We start from the raw sequence: 25,550 nt of genomic DNA, 5'->3' as shown, positions 1-25,550 counted from the left end.
GATTAGTAAAAATGCGAAAAAGGGTGTATTAAACAACATAAATAGCAAGAACTATGGAAGCAACTCTTGCCCGTGTCCATTCCTTAATGTGCACAATCCTAGCATTCATGCCTACCCACTATCAACGAGATAGCTTAGAAGCAATGCTAGGATTATTTCTAGAAGCTCAAGGAAAACCTTTACCACATTACAGTAAAACTAAATCAGAAAGTGCTTTAAGCCGATTTCTAAATCACTATAACTGGTCTACTCGTCAAATAATTCGTCATCTGCGTCGAACAGTAATTGAACTAATTTTGAGTGAATGCAGACGGGGACGTAAACCATTCTTACAAGTAATCATTGATCTAACTACCTTAGAAAAAACAGGTAAATTTAAGGCTTTTAACCACTTAATTACTATTTACAATCATAAACGAGGCTTACATCTAGTTGTCTTGTATTTAGTTGTTGGACAATGGCGTATTCCTTGGAATTTCCGGGTGTGGAGAGGTTCATGTTCAACAACTCCAGCTCAATTAGCTTTAAAAATGGTATGTCGTTTACCGAAACAACTTACCAGGCAATTTCATCTGAAAATCCTGGCTGACTCGGCTTTTGGTACTAAGGAGTTTATTCATGGTATTCGTCAACTTAAATATCACGCTATTCTCGGAATTGCTTGTAATCGTAAATTGGTTGATGGTCGCTCAGTTAAGGATTTATGTCATCGTGGACAACAGTTAAAACTTGTTGGTTTAGATTTTCCTGTTACTATTTCTTGGTATTATTTCAAAACTGATAAAGGTGTGTTTATCAAGAGATATGTTATTTCTACAATACCACTCAAGGCTGCAACTATCTCTTGGTGGGGTAAGCGAAGATGGCAAATAGAAGGATGGTTTAAAACTGCTAAACATCGCTTTGGTTTAGACAAATTTGGACAATGTACTCTCTTGGGTATTTATCGTTGGTTAATCTTATCTGTGACTGCCTATTTATTAGCACATTGGACTTATTTAGCTGAATATTATCCTCATACTCTTGATTGGGGTCAAGCTGCTTTTCTTGCTCTGTCCACTTTTTTTCCTATTTTATTATTGTCTTTATTATTACTTGATATTGAACGCCTTCGTCCTCTAGCATTTAGTCACGGAATTGACATTACTATTTCCAGGTGCAAGATATGAGCTAACCGGGTTTTGACCACTTCTTCACCCAGTTTTCCTTTCATGTTGTTGATAAAGACATCACGAATAGGATTTGAAGAAGTGCGTCTATATTTTTCAGCCATCTCCCAGCAAAAATCCCGTAATTGCTTTAACCTCTCTCCAGATATGACGGTTAGTTCACTGTGCTGGCCTTGTTTGTCACAATGCAGGAAGTCACTAGATTTAAGTCTTTGAATAAAATCAGTCTGTTGGGCTTTTAGTGGTTTTGTCCAGTCCATATTGGTATAATTTGGCTCGGATATGAGAAGTAAGCTAATTTTAGTATTCCCCATGAAGAGGCAAAAATACCAAATATCAATTTACAGCGTATTCCAGGTAAATGAAATACAGAACCTTTCATATATTTATACGACACCCTAAATTAACTTATTTCGTGGCGTTGCGCCTTTGCTCTTTTGTGTCTACCCTACGGGATCTCCTAACGGAGATTGCGCGAAACCTGAATCAAAATATCCTTCCTTTACCTGCAAATTGCTATCATTAACCAACTACAAAATCAAATAAATAATGCGCCATTTCTAATTTAGAACAAGCCGGAATTTCTATCTCTCTTCCTTCTTTATCTAAAAATACCGCTTGATTATCAATAATTCAAAATTCATGTTATAGTGTACTCAAGTGTACACAATTTATCAATTCACTATTATGGACATCCAATCTGTAGGAATCAAAGAATTTCGTGCCAATTTACACAAATACACACAACAAACATCTGAACCAATTGCAATTACTTCTCATGGAGTCCCAATAGGTTACTACATACCAACACAACCTACTCCTCAAAAACAAGATTTAATGGCTTTACAAGCAGCAGTACAAAAAATCAAACAATTGCTGGAAACAAGAGGTATTAGTGAAGATGAATTACTTGCTGATTTCCAGAATGCTAAAGAAAGTACAATATAACGATGAGAAAGTTAATTGTTCTGGATACTAATATTCTCATTCGGGCAATATTAGCAGAACGTGTTCCCAACTTATTAGATAAATACAATTATGACTGTAGTTTTGTTACTCCCGCTTCCTGCTATGATGAGTTAAATGAGCATTTACCCAAAATTTTACAAAAACGGAATCTTCCATTAGATCCATTTTTAACTGCTATTGAGAAACTAACAAAGGTAGTCATACCAATAGCTGATGAAATTTATAGTGAATATGAGTATGATGCTAAACGACGAATACAAGAAAGAGATATAAAAGACTGGACAATAGTTGCTCTTTCTTTATCTTTAAATTGTCCAATATGGACAGAAGATCAAGATTTTTTTGGAATTGGGATTGCTACATGGAACACTCGAAACGTAGAAATTTATTTAGGTAGTAATTGATTTCGCACTTATAAAATTCTAATTACAGCAGTGTACACTTTAATGATGTACATTATAGCCATAATAGCTCCCTCCTCGCTTGCGGGGAGGGGGTTGGGGGTGGGGTTCTTGTATCTCACTCAAACGATAAACGCTATATTAATCTATCAGAAGTAGAAGAACAATAGAATGTGATTTTATTTCATTAAACAACAAAATCAAATAAATAATGCGCCATTTCCAACTTAGAGCAAGCCGGAATTTCTAACTCTTTTCCATGCTTATCTAAAAACACAGCTTGATTGTTATCACTGCCAAAACCACTATCAACTTTATCAATAGGATTTGCTACAATTGCATCTAATTTCTTTCTTTGCAATTTTTCCCGCGCAGGTGTGATAATATCCCCTGTTTGTGCTGCAAAACCTATTAATAATTGATGGGGTTGTTTACGATTTCCTAATTCAGCGACAATATCCGGTACTGGTGCTAGTGGTAGATTTTTGGGAAGCGATCGCTTGGGCAATTTTTCGGTACTATAATCTCTAGGCTTTACATCTGCAACTGCGGCAGACATAACGATGATATCTGCATTGGCTAAACGTTCTAACATCACCTGCTGCATTTGATCTGCGCTAACTACCTCAATAGCTTCTACTCCCAAAGGTACATCCCAACTTGCTGGGCAATGGACTAATATTACTTTTGCGCCTCTGTGCAGTGCTGCCTGTGCCAATGCTAAACCCATTTTACCCGTTGAGGGATTACCAATAAAGCGCACAGGATCTAAATATTCTCGCGTTCCCCCAGCACTGATTAAAACCTGTTTCCCGGCTAAATCTCTGGTTCCTTGGGTGTGTAATAAAGATTGAATATAAACAAATATTTCTGCGGGTTCTGCCATTCTACCAGCACCGATGCGATCGCACGCCAACAATCCAGAACCCGTTCCCGTACCATAAAATCTAACATCTGTCAATAACTGTAGCCAATTCCTTTGCACCGCTATCTGTTCCCACATATCCGTATTCATCGCTGGTGCTAACAACACGGGACAAGTAGAAGCTAAAACAGTATTTGTTAACAAATTATCCGCCATTCCATAGGCTAACTTAGCTAACGTATTAGCAGTTAAAGGCGCAATCACAATTAAATCAGCCCACTCACCCAACTCAATATGTAATGGACGAGAATAAATTGGTTGCCAGAAATCATCATCAGTATAAGTGCGATGACGAGATAAAGTAGCTAAAGTCAAAGGTGTAATAAATTCTTGAGCAGATTTAGTGAGAATGACTCGCACTTCTACCCCAGATTTAAACAGAGTAGAAACCAATTCACAGACTTTATAGGCGGCTATACCGCCGCCTACAGCAATCAGAACCCGTCTGGATTTGGGATTTAAAAAAAATGGCATTATCTCTTTATTTTAATTAGTATTTCAGCAGGAACTTGATTTTCAGGGATTGGAAAGCCATGATAAGTTGGATAACCTTGTTCATCAAAACTATTATCTGAATGAAACACATAAAATTGATCTTTTTCCTTATTAAATCCATAACGTTTTTCACTATTTTCATTACTATTCCCTATAGAACTATTTAAAACTTTTTGAGATTCTTCATCTCTTAAATCCATAGGAGTAGCATTTTCCCAATAACCTAAAAGATCATGTTTAGAATGAAGTTTATAACGAGGGCATATTTTTATAGCGTGTTTAATTTCAGTTAGGTTTTTGATAATTATATTTTCAACAGGATTTGTACATTCCTGGAATTCAACTTCAATATTTTCGTTACTAAAGTCAGAATTATTTTGCAAACTAATTAATACCCCTTCAAGCACAGCAGCACCAGCTAATGAAGTTGATGAAACACATTTTTTTTGATAAAAACATTCACAATCATCTATTAAACCTTGTACATCTATAAAAGGACCTTTACTTAAAAGTATTAGTAAAATCCTAGCGATTTTTTGTTGATCAGAATTTTTTGAATTTTTCTGTTTAAAAATCCATTGACTTACAGTTAATTCAGGGGTTATATTTTGAGAAGCAAAACTACTATGAGTTTGAATTGGATCATCATTTTGGAGAACACTTATTTCTGCAATTATTTTAAAAATGGTTTTCATTAATTCATCAGCTTCATAATCATTGGCAGCTTGTCCAACAAAAGAAAGTTCATTAATTAAAAAGTGCATTGATAGTAGAACCCTATTTATAGTAAATCCATTAAATCTTTTTCAGCTTGATCAAAAAAACCGTCTGGCCACTTATCAATTCCTCCATCGGGATAAATTCGAGGAGTAATAATTTCTGTGATAGGTTGTCCTTTTTCTAGATATCTTTCAAAGTAGTTAATTTGTACTTTTTGAGCATCAAGTTTATGATGACGTACTGCTTTACGGATACCATTGAGAACATGATCACTATGAGTTTCTAATATTATTTGAACACCACAATTTGCGGCTAAAGCAATTAATTGTCCCATCTTAGATTGTCCTTTAGGATGAAGGTGTGCTTCTGGATTTTCTAACAAAATTAATGTATCTGAAGTCGCAGATAATATAGCAACAAGAATTGGTAAAATATAAGTAATACCAAACCCTACATTACTTGAACGATAAGAATTATTGTCTTCATAAGAATACTGTAAATTTGCTAAATCCATTGTGGAATGGAGTTCGAGATCAACTCTTGTTCCTGGACTAATTTCTCCTAACCAAGCCTCAACTTGATTTTTTAAATTGTCAGACTGTGCTGATGGATGTAATAGTTGATGATGAGGGATTATTTTAAATTCATTGATAGATAAAAAGTGAATAGTAAATTCACCTTGACTTCCAAGTTGTTGATGTTGTTTAACTTGAAAGTCAGACATTGGGAAATAATTTCTAGGTGCTATTCTTTCTGCTTTTAAGTAATGAAAATTATCTGTAAAAAGACTTGAATTATAAATTTCTGCATCAGCATTTGATAATGAAGATACTTGCATTATATCTGCTTGACGATCATAATTGAAAACCCAAGTACCTTTCATATTATTATTTATTCCAATTTCCAAAGTCATTGAATCTTCTTTTGCTCTCTTAAATAGAGCATCTTGGGCTGTACCTATAGAAACTAAATCACCATTTAGTGCTAAACCTACCCTATCTAATAGATCATCCTGTTGAGAGGATTGACGAAGTAGTAATAGAGATTGAAGTAAAGAAGATTTACCGGTGCTATTTAATCCAGCAAGTAGTGTTAATGGTTTTAAAGAAAAAGACTGATTTTCAAATGGTTTAAAATTTTTTAAATTTAAAGAACTTAGCATAATAAGACCTCTTGAACTATTTGATTAATTTGTTCAAATCGATATTTAACTTTACTAGCAGCTTGAGATATAGATTTATTGAAATCATTATCCTTTTGCATTTTTTCGATGAACTTTTCTTTTAAAAGTTCTTTGTGATTAATCAATATATCAATTTCTTGCGAATTTAATTTACTGAAACTAACTGACCATGCTTCAAAAAGAGATTTATTGACAGGTGATTTCTGAGATTTACGAAAAGCGGAATCTCCAAAAATATTATCAGCTGTCTTCATTGCTATAGTAAAATTATTTACTATTTTATCTGTCAAATTAGAATCTATCTTATTTAATTGTTTCATGGCTTCATGTAAAAAATATTTGCGACCTTTGCGTACTGGATATTCTTCATAATTATTTAAAGTAAAAGCTATAAAACCAAGTATAAATTCATGGTCATCCATACGTTGTTTTTTCTTTTTACTTAAATTTGTTACTCTTTCAAATTCTGGTAAATTAGCTAGTTTTTTTAGAATCTTTATAGCTTGTCCAGGGTTCATTGCTTGACGAAGTTCTTGAGGATTAAGAGGTAATCCTCCGGTGTTAACTCTTTCAAAAATATTATATTTTACTTCTGAAGGAGTTCCAGGTTCAATTAAATAAACTGTTAATTCTGTTTCATCTATTCGTCTTTGATAATGACGAGGTAAATCATCATACTTATTTTTTTCTAAATCTGTTAGAAATTGTAATCCAGTTAATTTAAGAGCTTTATCTAGAATAAAACTTTTGAATGTACTAATTCTTTGTAAACCATCTATAATTATCCATTTATCATCATTAGTAGCATCTATATAAAAAGCTGGAAGTGGAATCCGAATTAAAAGAGATTCAATTAAGCGACTTTTCGCTTTAAGTGTCCAAATATCAGATTGTCGCTGAAAATCAGGAGCTAGGTCAATTTCATCATATTCAATTCTTTTAAGTAACAGATCCATTGTCATGGGTTTAGTTTTAACCCTAATTTTTGTTGGATCAAATGGTTCTAAATTTTCATCCTCATCTTCTTGTTCAAAATTAAAATCATCATTTACATCATCTTCTTGATCTAGTAATTCCATCTGTTGATTATTGAGTTTATTTGTTACCATTATGACAAACACTCCTAAAAACTTAGACAAAATTGGATATCATGAATAATGATACCAAAGAAATTATTTAGGCGTTGGTTGAATAGAATTATCAACGATATGTTAGTAACAGTTTGATTAGACTTGCTGCTCAAGGTAAGAGCATATAAGTTGTCTAATACGTGCAAAATCAGGGTTTAGCGATAGCAAACCCTGATTAACCCCTAAATTTTTACTTCAAATCGCTAGGCTTCGTCGTAGGCTTCTAAATCTAAAAGGTGGATAAAGGGTTCAACTAATTCTGGACGCTGAAACGCGATTGCTCGCAGTAGATGCCAATCATTTAAACCCTCAAAAGCATTGCTGTAATTATCCAATTCCAGACGTGTAGCCAAATCTTGTACTTCTGTTGCTGTCATAGCAGCAATATCTTTTCTGGAAATGCTTAGAGTTGTCATAATGCTTGCCCCTCCCTTTTGCAGCACTCGCATTCAGCTTGAGGTGGATTTGCAATAAAAGCTTCCACCCAATCTATATTACTCATTAGTGGGCAACAAAATTGTAAAAATTTGGCTGATTTCTCACCCAATTTGTAAAATATTTGTAACTTTAGCTAACTAATTGTCTTGATCACAAAAGTTCGTAGTACCTCTAACATTTGTAAATTAATTTCATGCCCCATGTCAAATTCATGATATTCTACTTCCACTCCCAGGGATTGGGCTACTTCTCTAGCCTTGATTGCAGCTTCTAAAGGTACAACTTGATCTTGTCTGCCATGCATGATTAATGTGGGTGGAAAGCTAGTTTTATTCAGAGTTTCTACGCCAGGATGTAAATATCCACTCATTACCACTAAACCAGCCAAGGGTAAGGTTAATCCGACATCTAAAGTCATCGCTCCACCTTGAGAAAACCCACTCAAAATAGTCCGCGATAACGGCACACCTGTATTACTCTCTAAAGATTGCAACCAATCTATTAATAATTGCCGACTTTCTATCAATCCTGCATACATATTTTCATCTCGCAAGTCATACCACGCTCTACCGGTGGGAGAATGAGGATATGGATAAGGCGCATTGGGAAGTAAAAATTCATAATCAGGTAAGTTGATATAAGGGACTAAACCTTCAACATCCTGAGCATTTGCACCCCAACCATGTAAGGTGACAATTAAAGCGGTGGGTGCTGGCTCTATTTTGGGGGAAAATTTGATGAAATCTAATGCTTGAGTCATGATTTATAACGCAATATGATTGATTAAGGAGGCAGGAGGAAACCCCTACCGTCTATTCATTGTATCGAGATGAAACTGTTAGCTGGTAAGGGAATAGTGATTATTAATTTCCCTGCAATGGTGCATTTAAAGTTTTTTCGATGCGATCGCGGGTTTCTAGTAAATGAGCTTTAGTATATTCATCATCAGACTTCACTCGCCGGAGTTGCTGATCTAATTGTTTGAGTTTATACCAAGCTAATGTGCGACCATCTTCTGGTACATCCACCTTCCTTAATACCATCGCTGTTAAGAAGTTCACATATTGTCGTTGTAAACCCCTTCGTAAACTGGAAATTTCCAATTTACCTTTCGGTTTTAAAACTTCTGTCCAAATCCCAGTTTGTAAGGTATCAAATAACTCAGGTAAAGCCAGTGCTTCTCCTTTTGCGCTTTTGAGTTCAATATCCTTAAGACGTGATAAGCGATCGCTTGAAAGTAAATCACTCAACACTGCACTCTGCACAAACAATACTAAATCATGTACTGGATAATCTAAACGTCCCATCTTCGGATTACTACCCCAATGGTACCAACGGGAAGGTGCCAATTTATTGAGTAGTTCTGGTGAAAATTTCAGTGCATCTTCAGCAAATACATACTCTTGCAGAGTTGCTAATGCCTGTCTTTGTTGCTCTACAGGTACTGATACAAATGGTAAGCGTCTTTTGCTTTCTCCAGGATGAACACGGTAAAAAGACTGTCCTCCAATGTATTTACTTGTATAGTATAATTGCTGTAAATAATTACCAAATATGGTGATAAATTTTTCGCTTAAATCGCTGTAACTATCTCCCTCAATTGAATAACCTTTATTTAATTTTTCCCACATTAAACGAGAATTATTCAACTGCCATTGTGAATAAATTAGCACATTACTACTATTATCCCAAGGAGCAGATGTAGGGTCAATACTAGATACATCCTCATCTGGAGAATAACTCAAATCTGGGTTTTCGGATTGTTTAGCAATTTGTTCTAAAAATGGTTTTTCTGCAATGGGAGTTTTGGCTAGAGTAGGAGTATAACCATACTGAATTGCCCATTGATCATAGCTTCCCACCATATCAGGGAAATAATCTCCTTGTTGAGTACCATGAGGGGCTATATTTGGTGGAACATAATCCATCACTGAGGCTGTTAAGCCTTTACTGCGGGTGATTCCACGATTATTCATTTCCTCTGGTGGTAAGAGAGTACTACCACGAAAATTATGACGCAGACCTAAAGTATGACCAACTTCATGAGCAATAATTAAACGTAAATATTGATGGATATAATCCTGCACCTGTTGTTTAGTAGGAGTAATATTTGGTAACAGAGACATTGCTAAAGAACCAAAAGCAAATTGGTTAGCAGCTTCTATTCCGTAGCATAAATCATACTCTCCTGCTAGTTTGGATAAATTACCCCTTAATCCCTTGGTAGTTTTATCACTTTTTCCACAAAGTAGTCCATTTTCTATCAATGCTGACAAGGAAGTACGAGTTTGTGTTTTGTTGGGTAAAACAATTTGACGATACTCGTTTTTTAATACCCGCACAAAACTCGCATCAACGATAATATCTGCATCTAAAATTTCTCCAGTTAATGGATTAACACGAGATGGACCCATTGCAAAATATCCATCTATTGTATTAATCCAGCGAATTGTATTGTAACGAATATCCGCAGCATCCCATGTAGGATTATCGGGCATTTGTCGGACTTCAATTGCATCTTTAAATCCTGCTTTCAAAAAGGCTTGATTCCACATTAATACGCCTTCTTTAATAGCATCACGATATTCAAACGGTACGGCGTTATCAATCCAGAAAACAATCGGCTTTTTAGGTAGAGAAATTGCTGCTGTAGGATCTTGTTTTTCTAAATTCCAGCGATTAATGTAACGCACAAAAGGATCATGACGATCATCTATAGATAAATCTTGATGGGCAGTGAGAAAATATCCCACCCGATCATCTGCTAATCTGGGTATATAGTAATTATTAGGTAGTTGGGAAAGGCTATAGTGAACCCGCAGAGTAAAGCCCCGATTATCAGGTAAAACCTCAAAATTAGCACTTTCATTTTTGCTACCACTATTATTAGAAAAGTTAAAAATTGATTCAATTTCTAGATTGTGGGGAAAAGCTTTAGCATTACCAAAATAAGTTTTATCTGAGTTAGAAGTTAATTCTAAACTTGCAGATAATCCAGCCAAGTCTGTCAGCAACAAATCACCTAAATCAATAAGGATAGTTTTGCGTTCAGAATTAATGCTTTTAATGGGAATAGTGTAGAGAACAGAGTCACTAAAAGAACGAGCAAGCGATCGCGCTTGGGGATCTCCTTGACGAGTACGAAAATTAACATTACGAACTACAAAATGTAAATTCTTGTCTACTCGTTGGAAATAAAACAAAAAATCTTGCAATGGCATACCACTATAAATACCCTTTTCGCCAATACCAGATTCCAACGTGGCTGTAGCTAAGAAGTTTTTTTGTAGTTGCTCTGGCTTAATTTCTAAATATATTTTATTTTTCTCTTTTTGGCGATAGAGAGTAAATAGCCCTTCTAGCTTTTGACTATCTTTCACTACTTCATCAAACGATTCTAACCCATTCTCTGGAGATGGTTTAGTGATGCTTCCTGGTTTTTTGGGAGTTTTAGCAGCTTGCAGAAATGGTTGCTGTCTGGCTTTATGTGAGTCTTGAACTACCCAAATAAAAGGTTGTTTTTGTACTTGTTTATCCTGATCAATTACCCATAGTTGTGATGATGGTAATATGCTTTCAGTCGCCTTTCCTACCTTGACTCCTACTTCTGTCCCCGGTTTAAGTCGATTGATTGGTAGTGACTGAGCGTTACTACTCCCCATTCCTAAAAACAAGCTTTGTAACAAAACGATATAAAAAGTTATTTTGTTCATCCTACATCCCCAATAACTATTTCTCGCAGAATCCGGCAGCAATGCTGATAAAATCTACTTTTTGTGGATACTTTCTAGTTATTTCTGCCCTGTTGTACTAGTTAATCATCAAATCAGGGAACAGGGAATAGGCTTCTGCCGTGAGCGTCAGTCGAACGGGAATGGGGAATGGGAAAACAATATGTAATTAATTCTGTTGGGGTACTTAGACCTGTTGCTTTCAGGATTCTCGTAACACGTATCCTACACCTCTAACTGTTTGAATGAGGCGCTTTTGACCATCTTCTTCGATTTTTAGGCGCAAGTAGCGAATATATACTTCAATTACATTTGACTCACCCATAAAGTCATAACCCCAAACATTTTCTAAAATTTGTTCGCGGGTTAATACCTCACGGGGATGTTCCATAAAAAACTTTAATAATTCAAATTCCTTCATTGTCAGGTCGATCGCTCTACCATTATGGATAGCGCGACGGGTACCAATATCTAAAACTAGATCGCCAAAGCGCAATTGTTCGTTAGTATCAACATCTGGTTTGAGATATAAACGAATCAGTTTCAAAAAATCTTCCGAGCGATAAGGTTTGAGGATGTAATCATCTGCACCGGCTTCGAGACAAGCTACACGATCATCAACTGTATCTCTTGCCATTAAAATCAAGATCGGGGCGCGATTACCGATAGTACGGAGATTTTTGCACAAAGAAAGTCCTGATTCTCCTGTCAGCATCCGGTCTACAACAATTAAAGCAGGACTGACTTCGCGGCAGTTTTGCAATCCACCAGCTGCATCATTAGCCACAACTGCCTCATAGCCAGCTTCTTGCAAATCAAAAGCCAGTTGATTGGCTAGACTATCATCGGGTTCAATCACCAGAACACAGGGATTGTGAGCAACTATCATATTAATTTTTGGGATATTGGATTTGGAATTGGGGATTGTATGGCGCTGGAAATGTAATTTAAGAGTTTTTGAAGTTGGTACAAGTCTGAATTGAGAATTTTGCTATCCCAGGTTGGGATTTGAGGTAATTAGTGATTGGGGAAAAATTATTACCTATGAACCTGTGACAAAAAATTCAACCATGCTACTTATATCAATCTGGTATCAACGATGTTTTAACACGTTTAGATATCAATCATCGACATTTCCAAGGTGCAATTTTAATTACTCATTCCAAATACAATTCCCTAACCAGCAATTCTGGAAAGAAACAATTTACCCCCTACAACCCTTTGATAATTAAGGCAGTTCTACAGAATTGGGTTTAGCAATATGTGGTAGACCCCAACCTAATTTTTCCCGTAAAATGCGGAAAAATTCTGGTGATTGTAAGCGAATGAATTTGGCACTGTATGGCGATCGCTCTAAATATACCCGATCTTCTGGTAGAACATAACATCCACCATTGCCATCTACCACCATCACCAACCTAGGGATGTTGACTGGATAGATATTAACTGGTTCACTATCGGGAAACACCAAAGCCCTAGAAGCTAGGGAATGGGGACAAATTGGTACTAGCTGCAACACTGGTACACCAGGAGTAATCACAGGTCCACCGGCGCTTAAGGCATAAGCAGTTGAACCTGTTGGGGTAGAAACTATCACACCATCGGCGGCAATATCCACTGCTGCATGATGACCAATTTCGATTTCAAAATGGCACATTGATGTCAATGGTTCCCGATGTAGCACCATTTCATTTAAGCAAAGAGCTTCCCATAATACCGAATCTCCCCGGAGAACTTTGACAGTTAGCATGACTCGTTCTTCGATTTCATACTTACCTGTCATTACCTGTTCTATTGCTTGGGGCAATTGGTTAAGATAAGCTTCTGTCAAAAATCCCATATGACCAGTATTCACTGTCAATAGTGGGATACCACAGGGGGCAACTTGACGCGATGCTGCTAAAACAGTGCCGTCTCCCCCCAGCACCACTGCAAACTCCATGTCTGAGTCAAACCCAGGGGGATTTAGACCTTCTATTGGGGTGTGGCATACAGGACTATCTGGATTACAGTAGCCCAATATACCACCGATGCTCGTTGTTACACACACATCCCAACCAGCTGCGGTTAGCTGATCTTTCAGTTCAATAGCGACTCGACACGCTATCGGTTTAATGTCGTTGTAGATAATGCCTGCTTTCGGCACACTCAAATATCCAAGTTTAGGCGACGCTTGATCTCTAGTAATCGTTACACATTTTTGGCTAATGTAGTCATTAGTCTGGAATTTTATTGACTATTAACTTTTGAAGACTGTTTAAAAGGGGTTTTTTTATCTTTTTGCTTTTTGTTTTTGGTTTTCTCGTAGTCTAACTCCTTCAGCTTTTTCATAATTCGGCTGAAGTACTCTTGCAGGTAGGTTTCTACAGTAGCTGTTTGTTGTTTGTCTAAGCCAAATACTGTATATACTTCATCCATTGGCGCATTTAATGGTCTACCACTGGCTAAGACTTCTGTAAAGGCTAGTCTGTCAGCAACATTCCATCCCCACTGAAAGAACCGCAGTAAACTCTGTACACTACGGAGTAAGCCAATTGGCATCCGTGTGACTCTGGCATCTTTCCCAGATAAGCGTTCGCATATGTTAATTATTTCTTCTGCACTCCAAGCACGAGTACCAACTACAGGGAAAGCTTGATTTTGGGTTTCTGGCACGCTTAAAGCTCGGATAGCAAATTTAGCAATATCTTGAGTATCCATATAAGCAACTGGTGAAGATGCACCTGTTACCCACACTGGTTGATTTTCCAAAATGGGAATGCCATATTGACCAATTAACCCTTGCATAAAACCAGCTAACCGTAAAACGGTGTAGTTCAAGCCGGATTCAGCTAAAAATAATTCTGTACACCGCTTAATTTCCATGAGCGGTACTTTGGGGTATTTTTCGGCATCGAGAATGGAAAAGAAGATAAAACGCTCTACATTGGCAGCTTTGGCAGCTTGAATTAATGCTACCTTGCCATCCCAATCTACCTGTTTAATAGTTAGTGAGTCTGTGGGACGAGATGTAGAAGCATCAATGACTGCGGTGACACCTGCTAATGCTGCTTCTAGAGTCTGGGGATAACACAAGTCTCCTCTGACGAGTTCTGCGCCCCATTCTCTCAGGAATGCAGCTTTTTTGTTACTGCGGACTAAACAGCGTACTTTATATCCCTCATCGATAGCACGACGAGCCACTTGTCTTCCTAAGGTGCCAGTGGCACCGACGATTAATAATGTCATGAGGGTCATTATAAATTTTAATGTTTTATGAAAAGAATCTTAACAGAATTATCTATAATAAATAAAACTTTACATATTTTTAATGAAGGCAGGAGGCAGGAGTCAGGAGTCAGGAGTCAGGAGTCAGGAGTCAGGAAGTAATATATTATTCTCTCCCCTGCTCCCTGCTCCCCTGCTCCCTGCCTATTCTTCTGCGCCTTGAATTTTTAGCAATAATGCGCCTAAAGCCCAACCTACGAAGATTAAGCCGAAAGACAATAAAGCTGCATTTAAGATTTCGCCGCCCATTTGCTGTGATTCTCCTTTGTGAAGTGAATGGTTTGTTTATGAGACTGCTTAATTTGACTTGATGAATCAAATCTCATTTTTGCTAGTCTGACTACTTAGGCTAACTAGGTCTAATCCCAGCACTGCGATCGCTACTTTTGGATTAGACCTTTGAGAATAATTCTAGACCAGTTTAGCAGCTATGGTGGTGTAGCCCAACGATACTCAGGTGTATAGACCTGGGGGAAAATAATTGTTGATGGGTAATAATAATTTAAGCAAGGTTAATGTCACGGATTATTTATGCAAAATTAATAATAATGTGACATGGAAATTTTATGTATCAAATCAATAAACGTCCACGGTTAGCATTGACGCTGGGAGATCCCGCAGGAATTGGGACAGAGGTGATTTTGAAAGCTTTGGCAGATCCGGAAGTTAGTCAAGGCTGTGATGTGGTGGTGGTGGGTAGCCGGGATTTACTATTCCAGAATTATGAGAACTTAATTAAAAATTTGACATCTTTGGCAAATCCATCTGAGTTGTCTGTGATTGATGTGCCTACTGGTGGTGAAATTATTACGGGTGTGGGTGATGCGGCCAGTGGTGCGGCGAGTTTTGCTTATATGGAATCTGCCATATCTCAAACTTTGGCTGGTGAGTTCGATGGTATTGTGACCGCACCTATCGCTAAATCGGCTTGGAAGGCAGCGGGATATAATTATCCAGGACAAACGGAGCTTTTAGCCGAAAAGGCTGGTGTTGACCGTTTTGGAATGTTATTTGTCGGGCGATCGCCTTTTACTGGTTGGACACTCCGGGCAATACTATCTACCACACATATCCCTTTACGTCAAGTAGCTGATACTTTAACACCGCAATTATTAACTCAGAAACTTGATTTATTGGTGGAGTGTTTAGAGAGAGATTTTGGGATTAAAAATGGGAGAATTGCGATCGCAGGTTTAAATCCCCATAGCGGTGAAATGGGACAACTAGGAACAGAAGAAATAGATTGGCTAATTCCCTGGATAGAGTCAGAAAGGTGCAAGCATCCAAATATGCAGCTAGAAGGGCCAATACCACCAGATACAATGTGGGTAAAACCGGGTATTGCTTGGTATGGTAATTCTGACATCAAAAATCCCGCTGATGCTTACTTGGCACTTTATCACGACCAAGGCTTAATTCCGGTGAAGTTGATGGCTTTTGACAGGGCTGTAAATACCACTATTGGTTTACCGTTTGTCAGAACTTCCCCAGATCATGGAACAGCTTTTGATATTGCGGGTAAAGGAATTGCTGACGCAACGAGTATGAAAGCAGCGATTAATTTGGCAGTGGATTTGGTGAAACAGAAGTATTAAAGTGTAAGTTGTGGTGTGTTGTTTAAATTCACCCACCCTGAATATCTAACCCAGAGAAATATAAGTTGTGAGGTGTAGTTTAAATACCAAACACCATGAACATCCAGCCCAGAGAAATCAAACATTACCTCAAAGTAAATGGTAAAAATCCTTTTGATAGTTGGTTTGATTCTCTAAAAGATAGAAGAGCAAAAGCTAAAATTAGAGCTAGACTTGACAGAGTTGAAGATGGTAATTTGGGAGATTATAAGACCGTTGGCGAAGGTGTTTTTGAATTGAGAATCGACTATGGACTAGGCTACCGGATATACTTTGGACAGGAAGGGTCAAAAATTGTTTTGCTTTTGTGTGGTGGTGATAAAAGCACTCAAGTCCAAGATATTCGTAAAGCTAAAGAATATTGGGAAGATTATCGGAGTCGAGATGATGCCTAAAAGTACAAGTTATCACGAAAAACTAATTAAAGACTTACAAGATCCACTAGAAGCAGCAGCTTATATTGAAGTAGTTATAGAAGAAGGCGACCCTAAAATGTTAAATAAGGCGCTCAAAAATGTAATTGAGGCGCAAGGTGGAATTGATAAACTTTCAGTACCAGTTCAGCAATGTTACGAAAAGCTAACGCAGATGCTATCTGAGAAGGGAGAAATTGAATTTTATTGCTTAAGTACCTTGTTGAATGCTTTAGGATTGCAGTTAGGAGTAACCGTTAAATCAGCTTGAATTATTTAAATTACTAGACAGTTAATTTTACAATCACGGGAAAATGATCAGAAGGCCAAACGCCTTCCCACTGTTGAGGGTCAATAATGACTTGTTCTATCTGGAAAGAACTATCGCAATATATAGTATCTATGGCATCCCAAGCTTCACCTGTAAACTCATGAAAGGTTTTCTGTTGTTCTAAGGGAAGGGTTGCTAAAGGATCTTGTAATTTTTTACCATTAGCTAGGGGTGAGAGGAAAATCTGCCGCGCTTTAGTATTAGGATTGGCGTTAAAATCTCCTGTTAGCAGTAGGTAGTGTTCTAACGGAAATTCGGCTAAACGTTGACTAATTAACGCTGCACCTAACTCTCTGGCTTTAGCACTTTCGTGATCTAGATGGGTATTGACGATAGTTACAGAAACTTCAGGATTACTCACTTCAAAATTAGCCCAAGTGGCCATGCGTGGTAAACGGGTTCCCCAAGTGATACTACCAGGAATTTCTGGGGTATCGCTGAGGTAAAAATCTTTGGTTTGCTGAAGCTTGAGACGTTGGGGATTGTAGAAAACTGCACAATGTTCACCTTGTCCTGTCCCAGTGCGATCGCCCCCTATAAATTTATATTCGGGTAAAAGTGCTTGTAAATCAAGCAGTTGATGAGATTTCCCCTCCTGTGTCCCCAGTAAATCCGGTTGGTAGTGTTGGATTAAAGATGCGATCGCACCTACACGCTTTTCCCACTGACGCACCCCCGGATCTGGTTTATCGTAGCGGAGGTTAAAACTCATTACCGTGATTTTCATGAACTTCTTTAATTTAATCAATATTAAAAAGAATATATATAGTCAGCCTATATTTTCTAGTCCTAAAATAACTGAATCACGGAAACTTAAACAAAAATCGTTCGACTGAGCGCAGTAGTTGAGCAGTTCGACCCTTCGGCCAGATCAGAGCATCGCCAGTTCACTATAAGACTTGTTGAAACTCACGTCGAGATCCAAAATCCAAAGTTGCTATGAGGCTTGAGTAGACACAAATTCCCTGACCAGATTTAGCTTCAACATCCTAATTAGCACGAACAATCTAACCAAGCCTCAAAAAAATCCTTAGTAAATTCAGATTTTCAACCAATTTGTTAAGCAAGAACAACATTAATATTTTTAATGAGTTGCTTGGGAAATTGGAAATTTAAACTTTGCTACCTTCAGGTGGTTCAAACTTGTAACCATAACCACGCACGGTTTTAATAAATTCCGGCATACTAGAATCAGCTTCCATTTTTTTACGTAGCTGACCAATATGTACATCCACAACTCTTCCGTCTCCTACATAGTCACAACCCCAAATTTTTTGAATTAGTTGGGGACGACTCCAAGCCTGACCAGGATGGCTGGCTAAAAAATGTAAAATATTAAACTCTAAAGCTGTTAAAGCCAAGGGTTTATCGTTCAGCGTTACCTCTCTACCTTCTGGGTTAATTGCTAACTGTTTAAAAATGAGACGTTGTGATTGACTAGGATGGATATAACGAATGCGTCTTAAAAGTGCTTCCACTCTGACTTCTACTTCTGCCAAGCTAAATGGTTTAGTCATGAAGTCATCTGCACCTGCTGCCAGAACTCTAATTTTATCCGCTTCATCATTCCGGCTAGTGAGTATCAAAACTAAAACATTTGTACGACTCTGCATTTCTTGACAGAGTTTGTAGCCATTGGCATCTGGCAAATTCCAATCCAGAATTACCAATGCAGGGTTGAATTGGTCAAACAACGCCAGCGCAGTTTTACCGTCTGCTGCTGACTCTATTTGATATTTTCGACTGAGAAAACGGTAAACGAGATTTCGGACGCTGAAATCGTCATCTACAACCAGAATTTTGGGAATAGTCGTGGGAAGCATATCCATAATGCAATACAGTCTATGACTTGATTAGGCAATTTGCTGTGGCGATAGATGAGTCTAGATGTTGTTGAGAGTGTAATTGCTCCTACCCTAGCTCAGATTGAATAATACGCTAGTACAGATATACACTTAATTTTCCCTGAAGTTTATGCAAACTTTATAATAATGCTTACAGAATCTATAGGTAATGTATGATTTTGGTATTTTTCAAAAAACTTTTGGTATAAATTTACGATTATACACTTAAAGTTTAACCACATTTAAATAGCCACAGCAGTAAAGATACTTATCCCATTTAGACAAAAATATTACTGAAAGAGTTGAACGGGCATAAGTTTCTCCACGAGAAGCTACGCCAACGCTAACACATAGCATTTCAAAAAGATAAAAAAGGTGTCTTTAATTTTTGCGATCAATTGCATCTCTTGTAGCTTTATAAGCTTCGACAAAAGTCCGGAATGATTCTTGGGATATATTTTCTGATACCAAATCGCCTACTACCTGTTCAAGAATTTGATCTAGCTTTTGTTGCAATAAATCCTTATTTTGCTGGCGATGTTGCAACAATTTGACTACTATCTTAATATATTTAGCAGAATTTTCTCTCTGCTTCTGTTCAATAACTAATTGAGAAACTTGTCTATCTCTTTCTATAGCTTCTCTGGTATTTTTGTAGGCTTCGTTAAAAGTTCGGAATGATTCTTGTGAAATTTTTTCATCCACTAGGGCTTTAGCTGCTTCATTGAAGGTTTTATCAAGCATTTTTTGCCTATCTTCAAGCTTGTATTGGTCTTCTTTCATTAAGTTAATAGCTAACTTTAGGTACTCATCAGCCTCATCTTTTTTACTTCTTTCAATCCATAACTTTAGCTGTTTAATCCATTCAACTAAAATTAAAAAAGCTGTCAATAACAGAGCTATATAGTCGGCATTTTCCTGGACAAATGTGGGTTTATCTCGTTCATAAAAGTCCAAAGCACCAGGATGTAAAGAGATATCAATACCACTAGTGTTACTGGGACGATTAATATCAGCAATTAAGGGTTTAACTTCAGCGTGTTCTTGAGAAATTTCGTTAGCTATTTCTTGGCGATATTCATATATAATTTGTGTTAATTCTCTAATTATGCGGGCATCTACTTGATCGCTTGCTAATAATAGCCTTGATATTGCTACTGTGGGTAGGTTAGTAGTCGGCATGGGAGGATTACCTCTGTATGCTCCTTGGGGAATAATGGCAGTTTCAAAGGCAGGCTGTTTAATTTTCATTGCTTCTGCCTGTGTTATTGGTAATAATTTTCCCTGATAATTGTTGACAAAATTAGAGATGGATCTATTACCTGCGGCTCGAACTCGGAATACCGCATCTGCTTTGTTTTCATTAAAGTCTTGATCTGCGGTATTATCGTTGTAACCATTAATCGGTTTACCACTACTATCTAAGCCTGTAATTTTAAAGTCTTTTTGGCTTAAACCATAATGTTCTGCTATTTTGAGAAAAGACTCATATTGCCCACCACTAGCAGTTACAGCAATGCTTTTACCTTTAAGTTGAACGAATTGGTTAATCTGAGGATCTTTGACAACTAACTGAAACAGATCTCTATATAATACAGATACAGTTTTAGCTGTGGGTTTTTTGTGGTAATTTAAAAATATGGGTTTATCGCTAGACAAAGTACCAATTTTTTGAGAAGTTACATCTGCCTGAGCCGTTATTAACTGAGCGTTGCCTTCTAATAACATCTGTAGGTTTTTTGTTGTACCACTAGTTGCTTTGACTATGATTTTGATATTTGATCTACGTTCAACTACTTTTTGTATAGCTTCGCTAATGATATAGCTTTCTCCCTTTTTATCTCCAGCAGCAATAGTCAAATGGGGAGTTGATAAACGATTGATTACATTCCAAGTGATGATTGCAAATATGCTGATGCTGGCAAGTCCAAGACTTACAAAAATGAGTTTAGATAAAGGATCGAGAGTTAGAACAAATTTGAGAAAATCGGAGTGAGTATTTTTTTTAGATTTTGCCATATCTGCACAGTTTCAATTTACTAAATAGACATAGGAGTGAGAATTAAATATGCGTGACTTGAAACTCTTGTGGAGACGTTCTATGTAAGGTCTCTACAATCTTTTTTACTCCTATGTCTAATGACCAAATAGGATTCTGAAAGTATTTTACTTTTATGAGCATAACTTTTAATACATGAGAAAGAGACACTATTCCCAATTTTTTGGTAGTGTTTTGTTGTGCAAAATTGATATGTATTGATTTACAGGAAAATGTATTGGTTTAATTTAAGAAGAGGTTATGAGAATGTAAACTTAAGAATAAATTTTTGAATTATTTTGTAGTGAATAAATTTTCTCAAAAAAATATTTTAGCTGTAATTGAAAAGTAAGCTCTTATCAATTTGCATACATCGAAAGAAAGATTTTGTTACTCTTCATCCTCAAGAAAGATAAAGCTAGTGTGAAGTTTTTGTTAAGTTACTGCTAATGCTCACATTATCAAAAGCTATGAATAACAATCTCATCAGTGGCATTATTCCCTCACACCCAGCAATAGAAGCCGAGTCTGATGTTCATGTAGTTAAGTCTCGGTTGGAATGGGGTGAACCAGCATTTACAATTTTGGATGTGCGCGATCGCTCGACATACAACGAAGGTCATATCATGGGAGCAATGCCTATGCCCATAGATAACCTCACCGAGCGTGCAATAGACTCTTTAGATAGAAGCCGTGATATTTATGTTTACGGTACAAATCAGGGTCAAACTGCTCAAGCTGCCCAATTATTGCGTTCCGCTGGATTTGAACACGTATCTCAACTCAAAGGCGGTTTGGGTGCATGGAAAGCAATTGGTGGCCCAACAGAAGGCATTATTGAATCAAGAACTCCCCCAGGTGCAGATGACTACAACGTTGTCTCTCGGATACAAAATCATTTAGAAAATCAGCAGAGAAATTAGGTGACAGGTGACAGGTGACAGATAAGAGTTTTTCCTAATTACGAATTACGAATTACGAATTAGTAATTATTCCTCAGTGTTCAAATAAATCTTTGAACTGCAACAAATCCAAGGAAACTATTGTTGGCAGAAATTGGAAGCATTCTTGTGCTAGTTGCCAACGTCCTTCTCGTTGTAGCATTTGGGTGAGCTTTTGCTGTATGTTCAGTAAATAACGCACATCGTTAGCGGCATAACTGAGTTGAGCTTCTGATAAATTAGTGGCGTTTCCCCAATCAGAACTTTGAGAGCTTTTATCTAGTTCTACTTGTGCCAATTCTTGCACCACATCTTTGAGTCCGTGACGATTAGTGTAAGTACGAGCTAACTTACTAGCAATTTTGGTACAAAAAACAGGTTGAACCTGGATTCCCAAGTTATGACGTAAAGTAGCGACATCAAAACGGGCAAAGTGAAATACTTTCAGGACATGGGGTGCTTCCAGAAGTTGTTTTAAGTGAGGAGCTGCTGTTTGTCCTTGAGCGATGCGGATGGCTGTTACCTGTCCCTCTGGGTTGCACAATTGAATGAGACACAAGCGATCTCGCTGAGGTAATAATCCCATAGTCTCCGTATCGACAGCAAGAGCATCAGATTCTAAATACAAGGAGAGGGTGGCTGCATCCAAATCGCGATCGCAAACTTGAAAATTTTGTAATGTCATGAATTGCTCAGAAATAATAAATTATAGTGTCTATTCGTTAAATTACCCTGTCAGACACTAAATTATTACAACAGCAGTAGGGGCATATTGCAATACGTCCCTACTGTAATTTTTTCAGAAAATCACTTATCAAATCTATCTAGTATTTAGAAATATTTGCGTGAGGTAGACTTCACCTTTAGCATTAATAGCTACACCAACCCCTGTAAGTTTATATTGTCCATGAATATTCTTTAAATGTCCGGGACTATTTAACCAACCAATCACAGCTTGATTTGCGGGATTACTATATCCGACATTAAAAGCTACATTTTCTGCCGCACTGTTGTAACTAAGAGGGATAGCTTTAACTCGCTGTTCAAATCCATGATGACTAAACTTAACTATACCATTAGCCATATTTTGACTGTGAATTCTTGCTTGCTGAGAGATATTTGCATTTAAAGTTAACTTTGGCATTCCTTGAGCAACCCGATATTGATTAATTTGCTCAAAAACTAATTTTTCTAGAGTAGAATTTTGAGAATTAAGATTCGATGCGATAACTGCCTGACTAGAAAGATTCAATGACTGCTGAGTTTGAGCGATTTTTTTGGTAAAACTATTACTGGTAATAGGAGCCGTCATGAATCCACTAGCAAGGACAAGCGTACTTAAAGCCATGCCAAAAGCAGTTTGTCGGAACATAGAGAATTAGGTAGTGTATGAATTTATGAGACATATACTCTATCTTCTGATTTCAGAATAAATACCAGGATACTATCAAGTATTCATAAACTGAGGAATTGCCTGATTTTCCAAACTTCTGAGTTCAGTATTATCAAGATGGCATTTTATTTCCCTGAAAATCTGCCAATTTCATGACCTTTTAAAAAAACTGGTATCCAGTATATGTCAGTAGTGGATGCTTTACCTCTTTAAATGTTCTTGACACTACATTATTAATCAAAAAAATATATAAAAAATAGTATCCACTGACAGATGTCATGAATACTAAAATTATTAAACAGCTATTGCTCACAAAATTTATCTTGATCGCAGGAAAATTTGTGTGAAATAAATTTCTCCTCGGCTATTATTTGCTACACCAATGCCCGTGAGGTTATAGTTACCTCTAATGTTGGTTAAATGTCCTGTACTTTTAAGCCAACTTTGAACTGCTGTAGTAGCTGGATCACTAGAACCTTGGTTGTAGGCAACATTCTCCGCAGCTGAACTGAAGGGAATAGCGATCGCTTGAACTCGTGATTGAAATCCGCTATGTCCAAAGCCAACTCTACCACTAGCCATGTTTTGACTGTGAATTCTGGCTTGATTGTCAATCTTAGAATTACGAGTCAGTGGAGGTAAATTTTGGGAAGCACGGTACTGATTGATTTTCTGGAAAACAGATGTTTCTATTGCCGCCGTATTAACGGTACCTTGTGCAACCTGGTAGCTAGGAGTTAATACGGTCGGAGAATTAGGTGCTGAACTAGCTATCCCACCACTAACTAAAACCAATAACCCTGCACCAGCGGCTGAAATAGTGTTTTTAAACATAATTTAACACTGTTCAAAAGACATGAGTTAGGGATGTAGATTAAATCACCTAGTTGATGAAATTATCTACAAGTTTTTTGGGGTGTGTTATGGACATACCCCGATTGTACTCATTGAATTAAGAACTTAGCGGCTGTTTGCACATCTTTGTCACCTCGTCCAGAACAGTTGATGATAATTCGGGGACTACCAGAGAGTTGGGGACATAAAGTTTCTAGATAAGCGATCGCATGAGAAGTTTCCAAAGCGGGTATAATTCCCTCTAACTTCGACAACCGCTGAAAGGCATCCAAAGCTTCAGCATCAGTCACACTGTAATATTCAGCCCGTCCAATATCTTTCATATAGCTGTGTTCTGGCCCCACACCAGGATAATCTAACCCAGCACTAATCGAATGGGGTTCAATAACTTGCCCATCATCATCTTGCAAAAGATAACTCATCGAACCATGCAACACACCAACTTGTCCTTTTGTCAAAGTAGCTGCGTGTTTACCAGTATTCACACCTTCTCCCGCTGCTTCCACACCAATTAAACGTACAGATGGCTCCTTCACAAATTCGTGAAATAGTCCCATTGCATTAGAACCACCACCCACACAAGCCATCAGAATATCAGGTAAACCGCCCCATTTTTCCATCGCCTGAGCGCGAGTTTCTTCACCAATCACAGCATGAAAATCCCGTACCATCATTGGGTATGGATGGGGCCCAGCCACAGAACCAAGGATGTAATGAGTAGTTTCCACATTCGTTACCCAATCGCGGATGGCTTCAGAAGTGGCATCTTTGAGAGTTCCCGTACCCGCAGACACAGGGCGAACTTCAGCCCCCATCAGCCGCATTCGGAACACATTTAAAGCTTGGCGTTCCATATCATGAACACCCATATAAATCACGCATTCTAAACCAAAACGGGCGCAAACCGTCGCCGTCGCTACGCCATGTTGTCCTGCACCGGTTTCCGCAATAATCCGCTTTTTACCCATGCGCTTGGCTAATAACACTTGACCAAGAGCATTATTAATTTTATGTGCGCCAGTGTGATTTAAATCTTCACGTTTTAAATAAATTTGCACCCCTGTTCCATCAGGACGGGCATAATGACTAGTGAGGCGTTCAGCAAAATATAACGGTGTAGCACGTCCTACATAATCACGCAGTAACCCTTGTAATTCTGCCTGAAAACCAGGTTCGTTCCGATATTGCTGATAAGCTGTTTCTAGTTCCGCTAAAGCAGGCATTAAAGTTTCAGGAACGTACTTACCACCGAAGCGACCAAAGCGTCCCAGGGTATCAGGTACTGAAGCGGTTTGTGAAAAATTTGGGGAAAGAGGTGTAGTAGTCACGTATTGGGTAAAAATTAGAGAACAAAGTTAATTTTAATTCTAGAACTGCTGAGGATGCCGATAAAGTTAGTTATTCCTCAGAAAGCTGTACAGCTTTCTGAAATATTTCCAAAGGTAAATCTAGCAACTTGCCAATTGGCTCTAAAATTAGGGACTTCCAATTAAAAAAACACCCAAAAGTTTCTTAAAGTTTCTTGTGGTGCGGGCATCCTCGGACTGAGCAGTTCGACAAGCTCACTGTAAGACTTGTCGATAGCGTAGCGTAGCGTTAGCCATAGTATGCCCATCCCACAAAATTGGGAAATCTATTTTTTGGTGATCCCTTAAACCAAACTGGATCATTAC

At 37.6% G+C, this 25,550-nt stretch carries 25 protein-coding genes and 1 pseudogene; 7 read left to right on the top strand and 19 right to left on the bottom strand.

Annotation, left to right across the window (positions count from 1 at the left end; translation table 11 throughout):
- Positions 1-53: 53 nt before the first annotated feature.
- Positions 54-1,169, top strand: coding sequence for a transposase (locus tag ACSQ6I_RS03440; protein ID WP_438888900.1), 1,116 nt, complete (start codon positions 54-56; stop codon positions 1,167-1,169).
- Here ACSQ6I_RS03440 and ACSQ6I_RS03435 read toward each other — a convergent pair.
- Positions 1,160-1,429: pseudogene (locus tag ACSQ6I_RS03435) on the bottom strand (tetratricopeptide repeat protein); the annotation flags it as partial. The gene ACSQ6I_RS03440 and the pseudogene ACSQ6I_RS03435 overlap by 10 nt on opposite strands.
- A 427-nt stretch (positions 1,430-1,856) precedes the next feature.
- Between ACSQ6I_RS03435 and ACSQ6I_RS03430 the strand changes: the two are divergent.
- On the top strand, positions 1,857-2,117 hold the full coding sequence (locus ACSQ6I_RS03430; RefSeq protein WP_438888899.1) for a prevent-host-death family protein: 261 nt from the start codon (positions 1,857-1,859) through the stop codon (positions 2,115-2,117).
- Positions 2,118-2,119: 2 nt separating this feature from the next.
- Positions 2,120-2,542, top strand: coding sequence for a PIN domain-containing protein (locus tag ACSQ6I_RS03425; protein ID WP_438888898.1), 423 nt, complete (start codon positions 2,120-2,122; stop codon positions 2,540-2,542).
- A 184-nt stretch (positions 2,543-2,726) separates the two neighbouring features.
- On the opposite strand, the gene coaBC is transcribed toward ACSQ6I_RS03425, so the two are convergent.
- The 11 genes from coaBC to petM all read right to left on the bottom strand — a co-directional run bounded on the left by coaBC (position 2,727) and on the right by petM (position 14,677).
- Complete coding sequence (coaBC, locus tag ACSQ6I_RS03420; RefSeq protein ID WP_438888897.1) at positions 2,727-3,938, bottom strand: bifunctional phosphopantothenoylcysteine decarboxylase/phosphopantothenate--cysteine ligase CoaBC; 1,212 nt, start codon at positions 3,936-3,938, stop codon at positions 2,727-2,729.
- Positions 3,938-4,723: a hypothetical protein gene (locus ACSQ6I_RS03415; protein WP_438888895.1), complete on the bottom strand. Its 786-nt coding sequence runs from the start codon at positions 4,721-4,723 to the stop codon at positions 3,938-3,940. Before ACSQ6I_RS03415 ends, coaBC begins: the two co-directional genes overlap by 1 nt.
- Positions 4,724-4,740: 17 nt before the next feature.
- Complete coding sequence (locus tag ACSQ6I_RS03410; protein ID WP_438888893.1) at positions 4,741-5,841, bottom strand: AAA family ATPase; 1,101 nt, start codon at positions 5,839-5,841, stop codon at positions 4,741-4,743.
- A complete protein-coding gene (locus ACSQ6I_RS03405) occupies positions 5,835-6,971 on the bottom strand; it encodes a DUF262 domain-containing protein (RefSeq protein ID WP_438888892.1) in 1,137 nt (378 codons plus the stop codon). Before ACSQ6I_RS03405 ends, ACSQ6I_RS03410 begins: the two co-directional genes overlap by 7 nt.
- A 224-nt stretch (positions 6,972-7,195) precedes the next feature.
- Positions 7,196-7,408: a protein IsiD gene (gene isiD / locus ACSQ6I_RS03400; RefSeq protein ID WP_015212616.1), complete on the bottom strand. Its 213-nt coding sequence runs from the start codon at positions 7,406-7,408 to the stop codon at positions 7,196-7,198.
- Between the two features lie 155 nt (positions 7,409-7,563).
- Positions 7,564-8,190, bottom strand: coding sequence for an alpha/beta hydrolase (locus ACSQ6I_RS03395; protein WP_438888890.1), 627 nt, complete (start codon positions 8,188-8,190; stop codon positions 7,564-7,566).
- Positions 8,191-8,293: 103 nt separating this feature from the next.
- Positions 8,294-11,143, bottom strand: coding sequence for a zinc-dependent metalloprotease (locus ACSQ6I_RS03390; RefSeq protein WP_438888889.1), 2,850 nt, complete (start codon positions 11,141-11,143; stop codon positions 8,294-8,296).
- Between the two features lie 220 nt (positions 11,144-11,363).
- A complete protein-coding gene (gene nblR, locus ACSQ6I_RS03385; protein ID WP_438888888.1) occupies positions 11,364-12,050 on the bottom strand; it encodes a response regulator transcription factor NblR in 687 nt (228 codons plus the stop codon).
- A 339-nt stretch (positions 12,051-12,389) separates the two neighbouring features.
- The gene (locus ACSQ6I_RS03380) at positions 12,390-13,307 is read right to left on the bottom strand and encodes an NAD(+) kinase (protein ID WP_438888887.1); all 918 of its coding nucleotides are present in this window, start codon (positions 13,305-13,307) and stop codon (positions 12,390-12,392) included.
- An 83-nt stretch (positions 13,308-13,390) separates the two neighbouring features.
- Positions 13,391-14,389, bottom strand: coding sequence for an SDR family oxidoreductase (locus ACSQ6I_RS03375; protein ID WP_438888886.1), 999 nt, complete (start codon positions 14,387-14,389; stop codon positions 13,391-13,393).
- 183 nt (positions 14,390-14,572) lie between these two features.
- Positions 14,573-14,677 (bottom strand): cytochrome b6-f complex subunit PetM, encoded by a 105-nt coding sequence (petM, locus tag ACSQ6I_RS03370; RefSeq protein ID WP_006199111.1) that lies wholly within the window; start codon positions 14,675-14,677, stop codon positions 14,573-14,575.
- 317 nt (positions 14,678-14,994) lie between these two features.
- Here petM and pdxA point away from each other — a divergent pair, with 317 nt between their 5' ends.
- From pdxA to ACSQ6I_RS03355, 3 genes are all read left to right on the top strand, one after another.
- Positions 14,995-16,023 carry a 4-hydroxythreonine-4-phosphate dehydrogenase PdxA gene (gene pdxA, locus ACSQ6I_RS03365; protein WP_438888885.1) on the top strand — a complete coding sequence of 343 codons (1,029 nt, stop codon included), beginning with the start codon at positions 14,995-14,997 and terminating at the stop codon, positions 16,021-16,023.
- Between the two features lie 95 nt (positions 16,024-16,118).
- The gene (locus ACSQ6I_RS03360) at positions 16,119-16,457 is read left to right on the top strand and encodes a type II toxin-antitoxin system RelE/ParE family toxin (protein ID WP_438888884.1); all 339 of its coding nucleotides are present in this window, start codon (positions 16,119-16,121) and stop codon (positions 16,455-16,457) included.
- Positions 16,450-16,746, top strand: a complete 297-nt coding sequence (locus ACSQ6I_RS03355) for a helix-turn-helix domain-containing transcriptional regulator (RefSeq protein WP_438889001.1) — start codon at positions 16,450-16,452, stop codon at positions 16,744-16,746. Before ACSQ6I_RS03360 ends, ACSQ6I_RS03355 begins: the two co-directional genes overlap by 8 nt.
- A gap of 13 nt (positions 16,747-16,759) precedes the next feature.
- Here ACSQ6I_RS03355 and ACSQ6I_RS03350 read toward each other — a convergent pair whose 3' ends face one another.
- The 3 genes from ACSQ6I_RS03350 to ACSQ6I_RS03340 form a co-directional block, all read right to left on the bottom strand.
- A complete protein-coding gene (locus ACSQ6I_RS03350) occupies positions 16,760-17,533 on the bottom strand; it encodes an endonuclease/exonuclease/phosphatase family protein (RefSeq protein WP_438888883.1) in 774 nt (257 codons plus the stop codon).
- 385 nt (positions 17,534-17,918) lie between these two features.
- Positions 17,919-18,635, bottom strand: a complete 717-nt coding sequence (locus ACSQ6I_RS03345) for a response regulator transcription factor (protein ID WP_015212585.1) — start codon at positions 18,633-18,635, stop codon at positions 17,919-17,921.
- A 396-nt stretch (positions 18,636-19,031) separates the two neighbouring features.
- On the bottom strand, positions 19,032-20,669 hold the full coding sequence (locus ACSQ6I_RS03340; protein WP_438888882.1) for a TAXI family TRAP transporter solute-binding subunit: 1,638 nt from the start codon (positions 20,667-20,669) through the stop codon (positions 19,032-19,034).
- A gap of 489 nt (positions 20,670-21,158) precedes the next feature.
- Between ACSQ6I_RS03340 and ACSQ6I_RS03335 the strand changes: the two genes are divergently transcribed.
- On the top strand, positions 21,159-21,611 hold the full coding sequence (locus tag ACSQ6I_RS03335; RefSeq protein ID WP_438888880.1) for a rhodanese-like domain-containing protein: 453 nt from the start codon (positions 21,159-21,161) through the stop codon (positions 21,609-21,611).
- A gap of 73 nt (positions 21,612-21,684) precedes the next feature.
- Here the strand turns inward: ACSQ6I_RS03335 and ACSQ6I_RS03330 are convergent, their stop codons facing one another.
- The 4 genes from ACSQ6I_RS03330 to trpB all read right to left on the bottom strand — a co-directional run bounded on the left by ACSQ6I_RS03330 (position 21,685) and on the right by trpB (position 25,205).
- Positions 21,685-22,314 (bottom strand): ribonuclease D, encoded by a 630-nt coding sequence (locus ACSQ6I_RS03330; protein WP_438888879.1) that lies wholly within the window; start codon positions 22,312-22,314, stop codon positions 21,685-21,687.
- A 135-nt stretch (positions 22,315-22,449) separates the two neighbouring features.
- Entirely contained in the window at positions 22,450-23,001 is a 552-nt protein-coding gene (locus tag ACSQ6I_RS03325; RefSeq protein ID WP_438888878.1) for a CAP domain-containing protein, read from the bottom strand.
- 339 nt (positions 23,002-23,340) lie between these two features.
- On the bottom strand, positions 23,341-23,856 hold the full coding sequence (locus ACSQ6I_RS03320; RefSeq protein WP_438888877.1) for a CAP domain-containing protein: 516 nt from the start codon (positions 23,854-23,856) through the stop codon (positions 23,341-23,343).
- A gap of 110 nt (positions 23,857-23,966) precedes the next feature.
- Positions 23,967-25,205: a tryptophan synthase subunit beta gene (gene trpB / locus ACSQ6I_RS03315; RefSeq protein ID WP_438888876.1), complete on the bottom strand. Its 1,239-nt coding sequence runs from the start codon at positions 25,203-25,205 to the stop codon at positions 23,967-23,969.
- Between the last annotated feature and the right edge of the window lie 345 nt (positions 25,206-25,550).

Source organism: Anabaena sp. WFMT (genome assembly GCF_051781005.1).
Classification (GTDB): Bacteria; Cyanobacteriota; Cyanobacteriia; order Cyanobacteriales; family Nostocaceae; genus Anabaena.
This window is presented reverse-complemented; position numbering and strand designations above follow the sequence as displayed.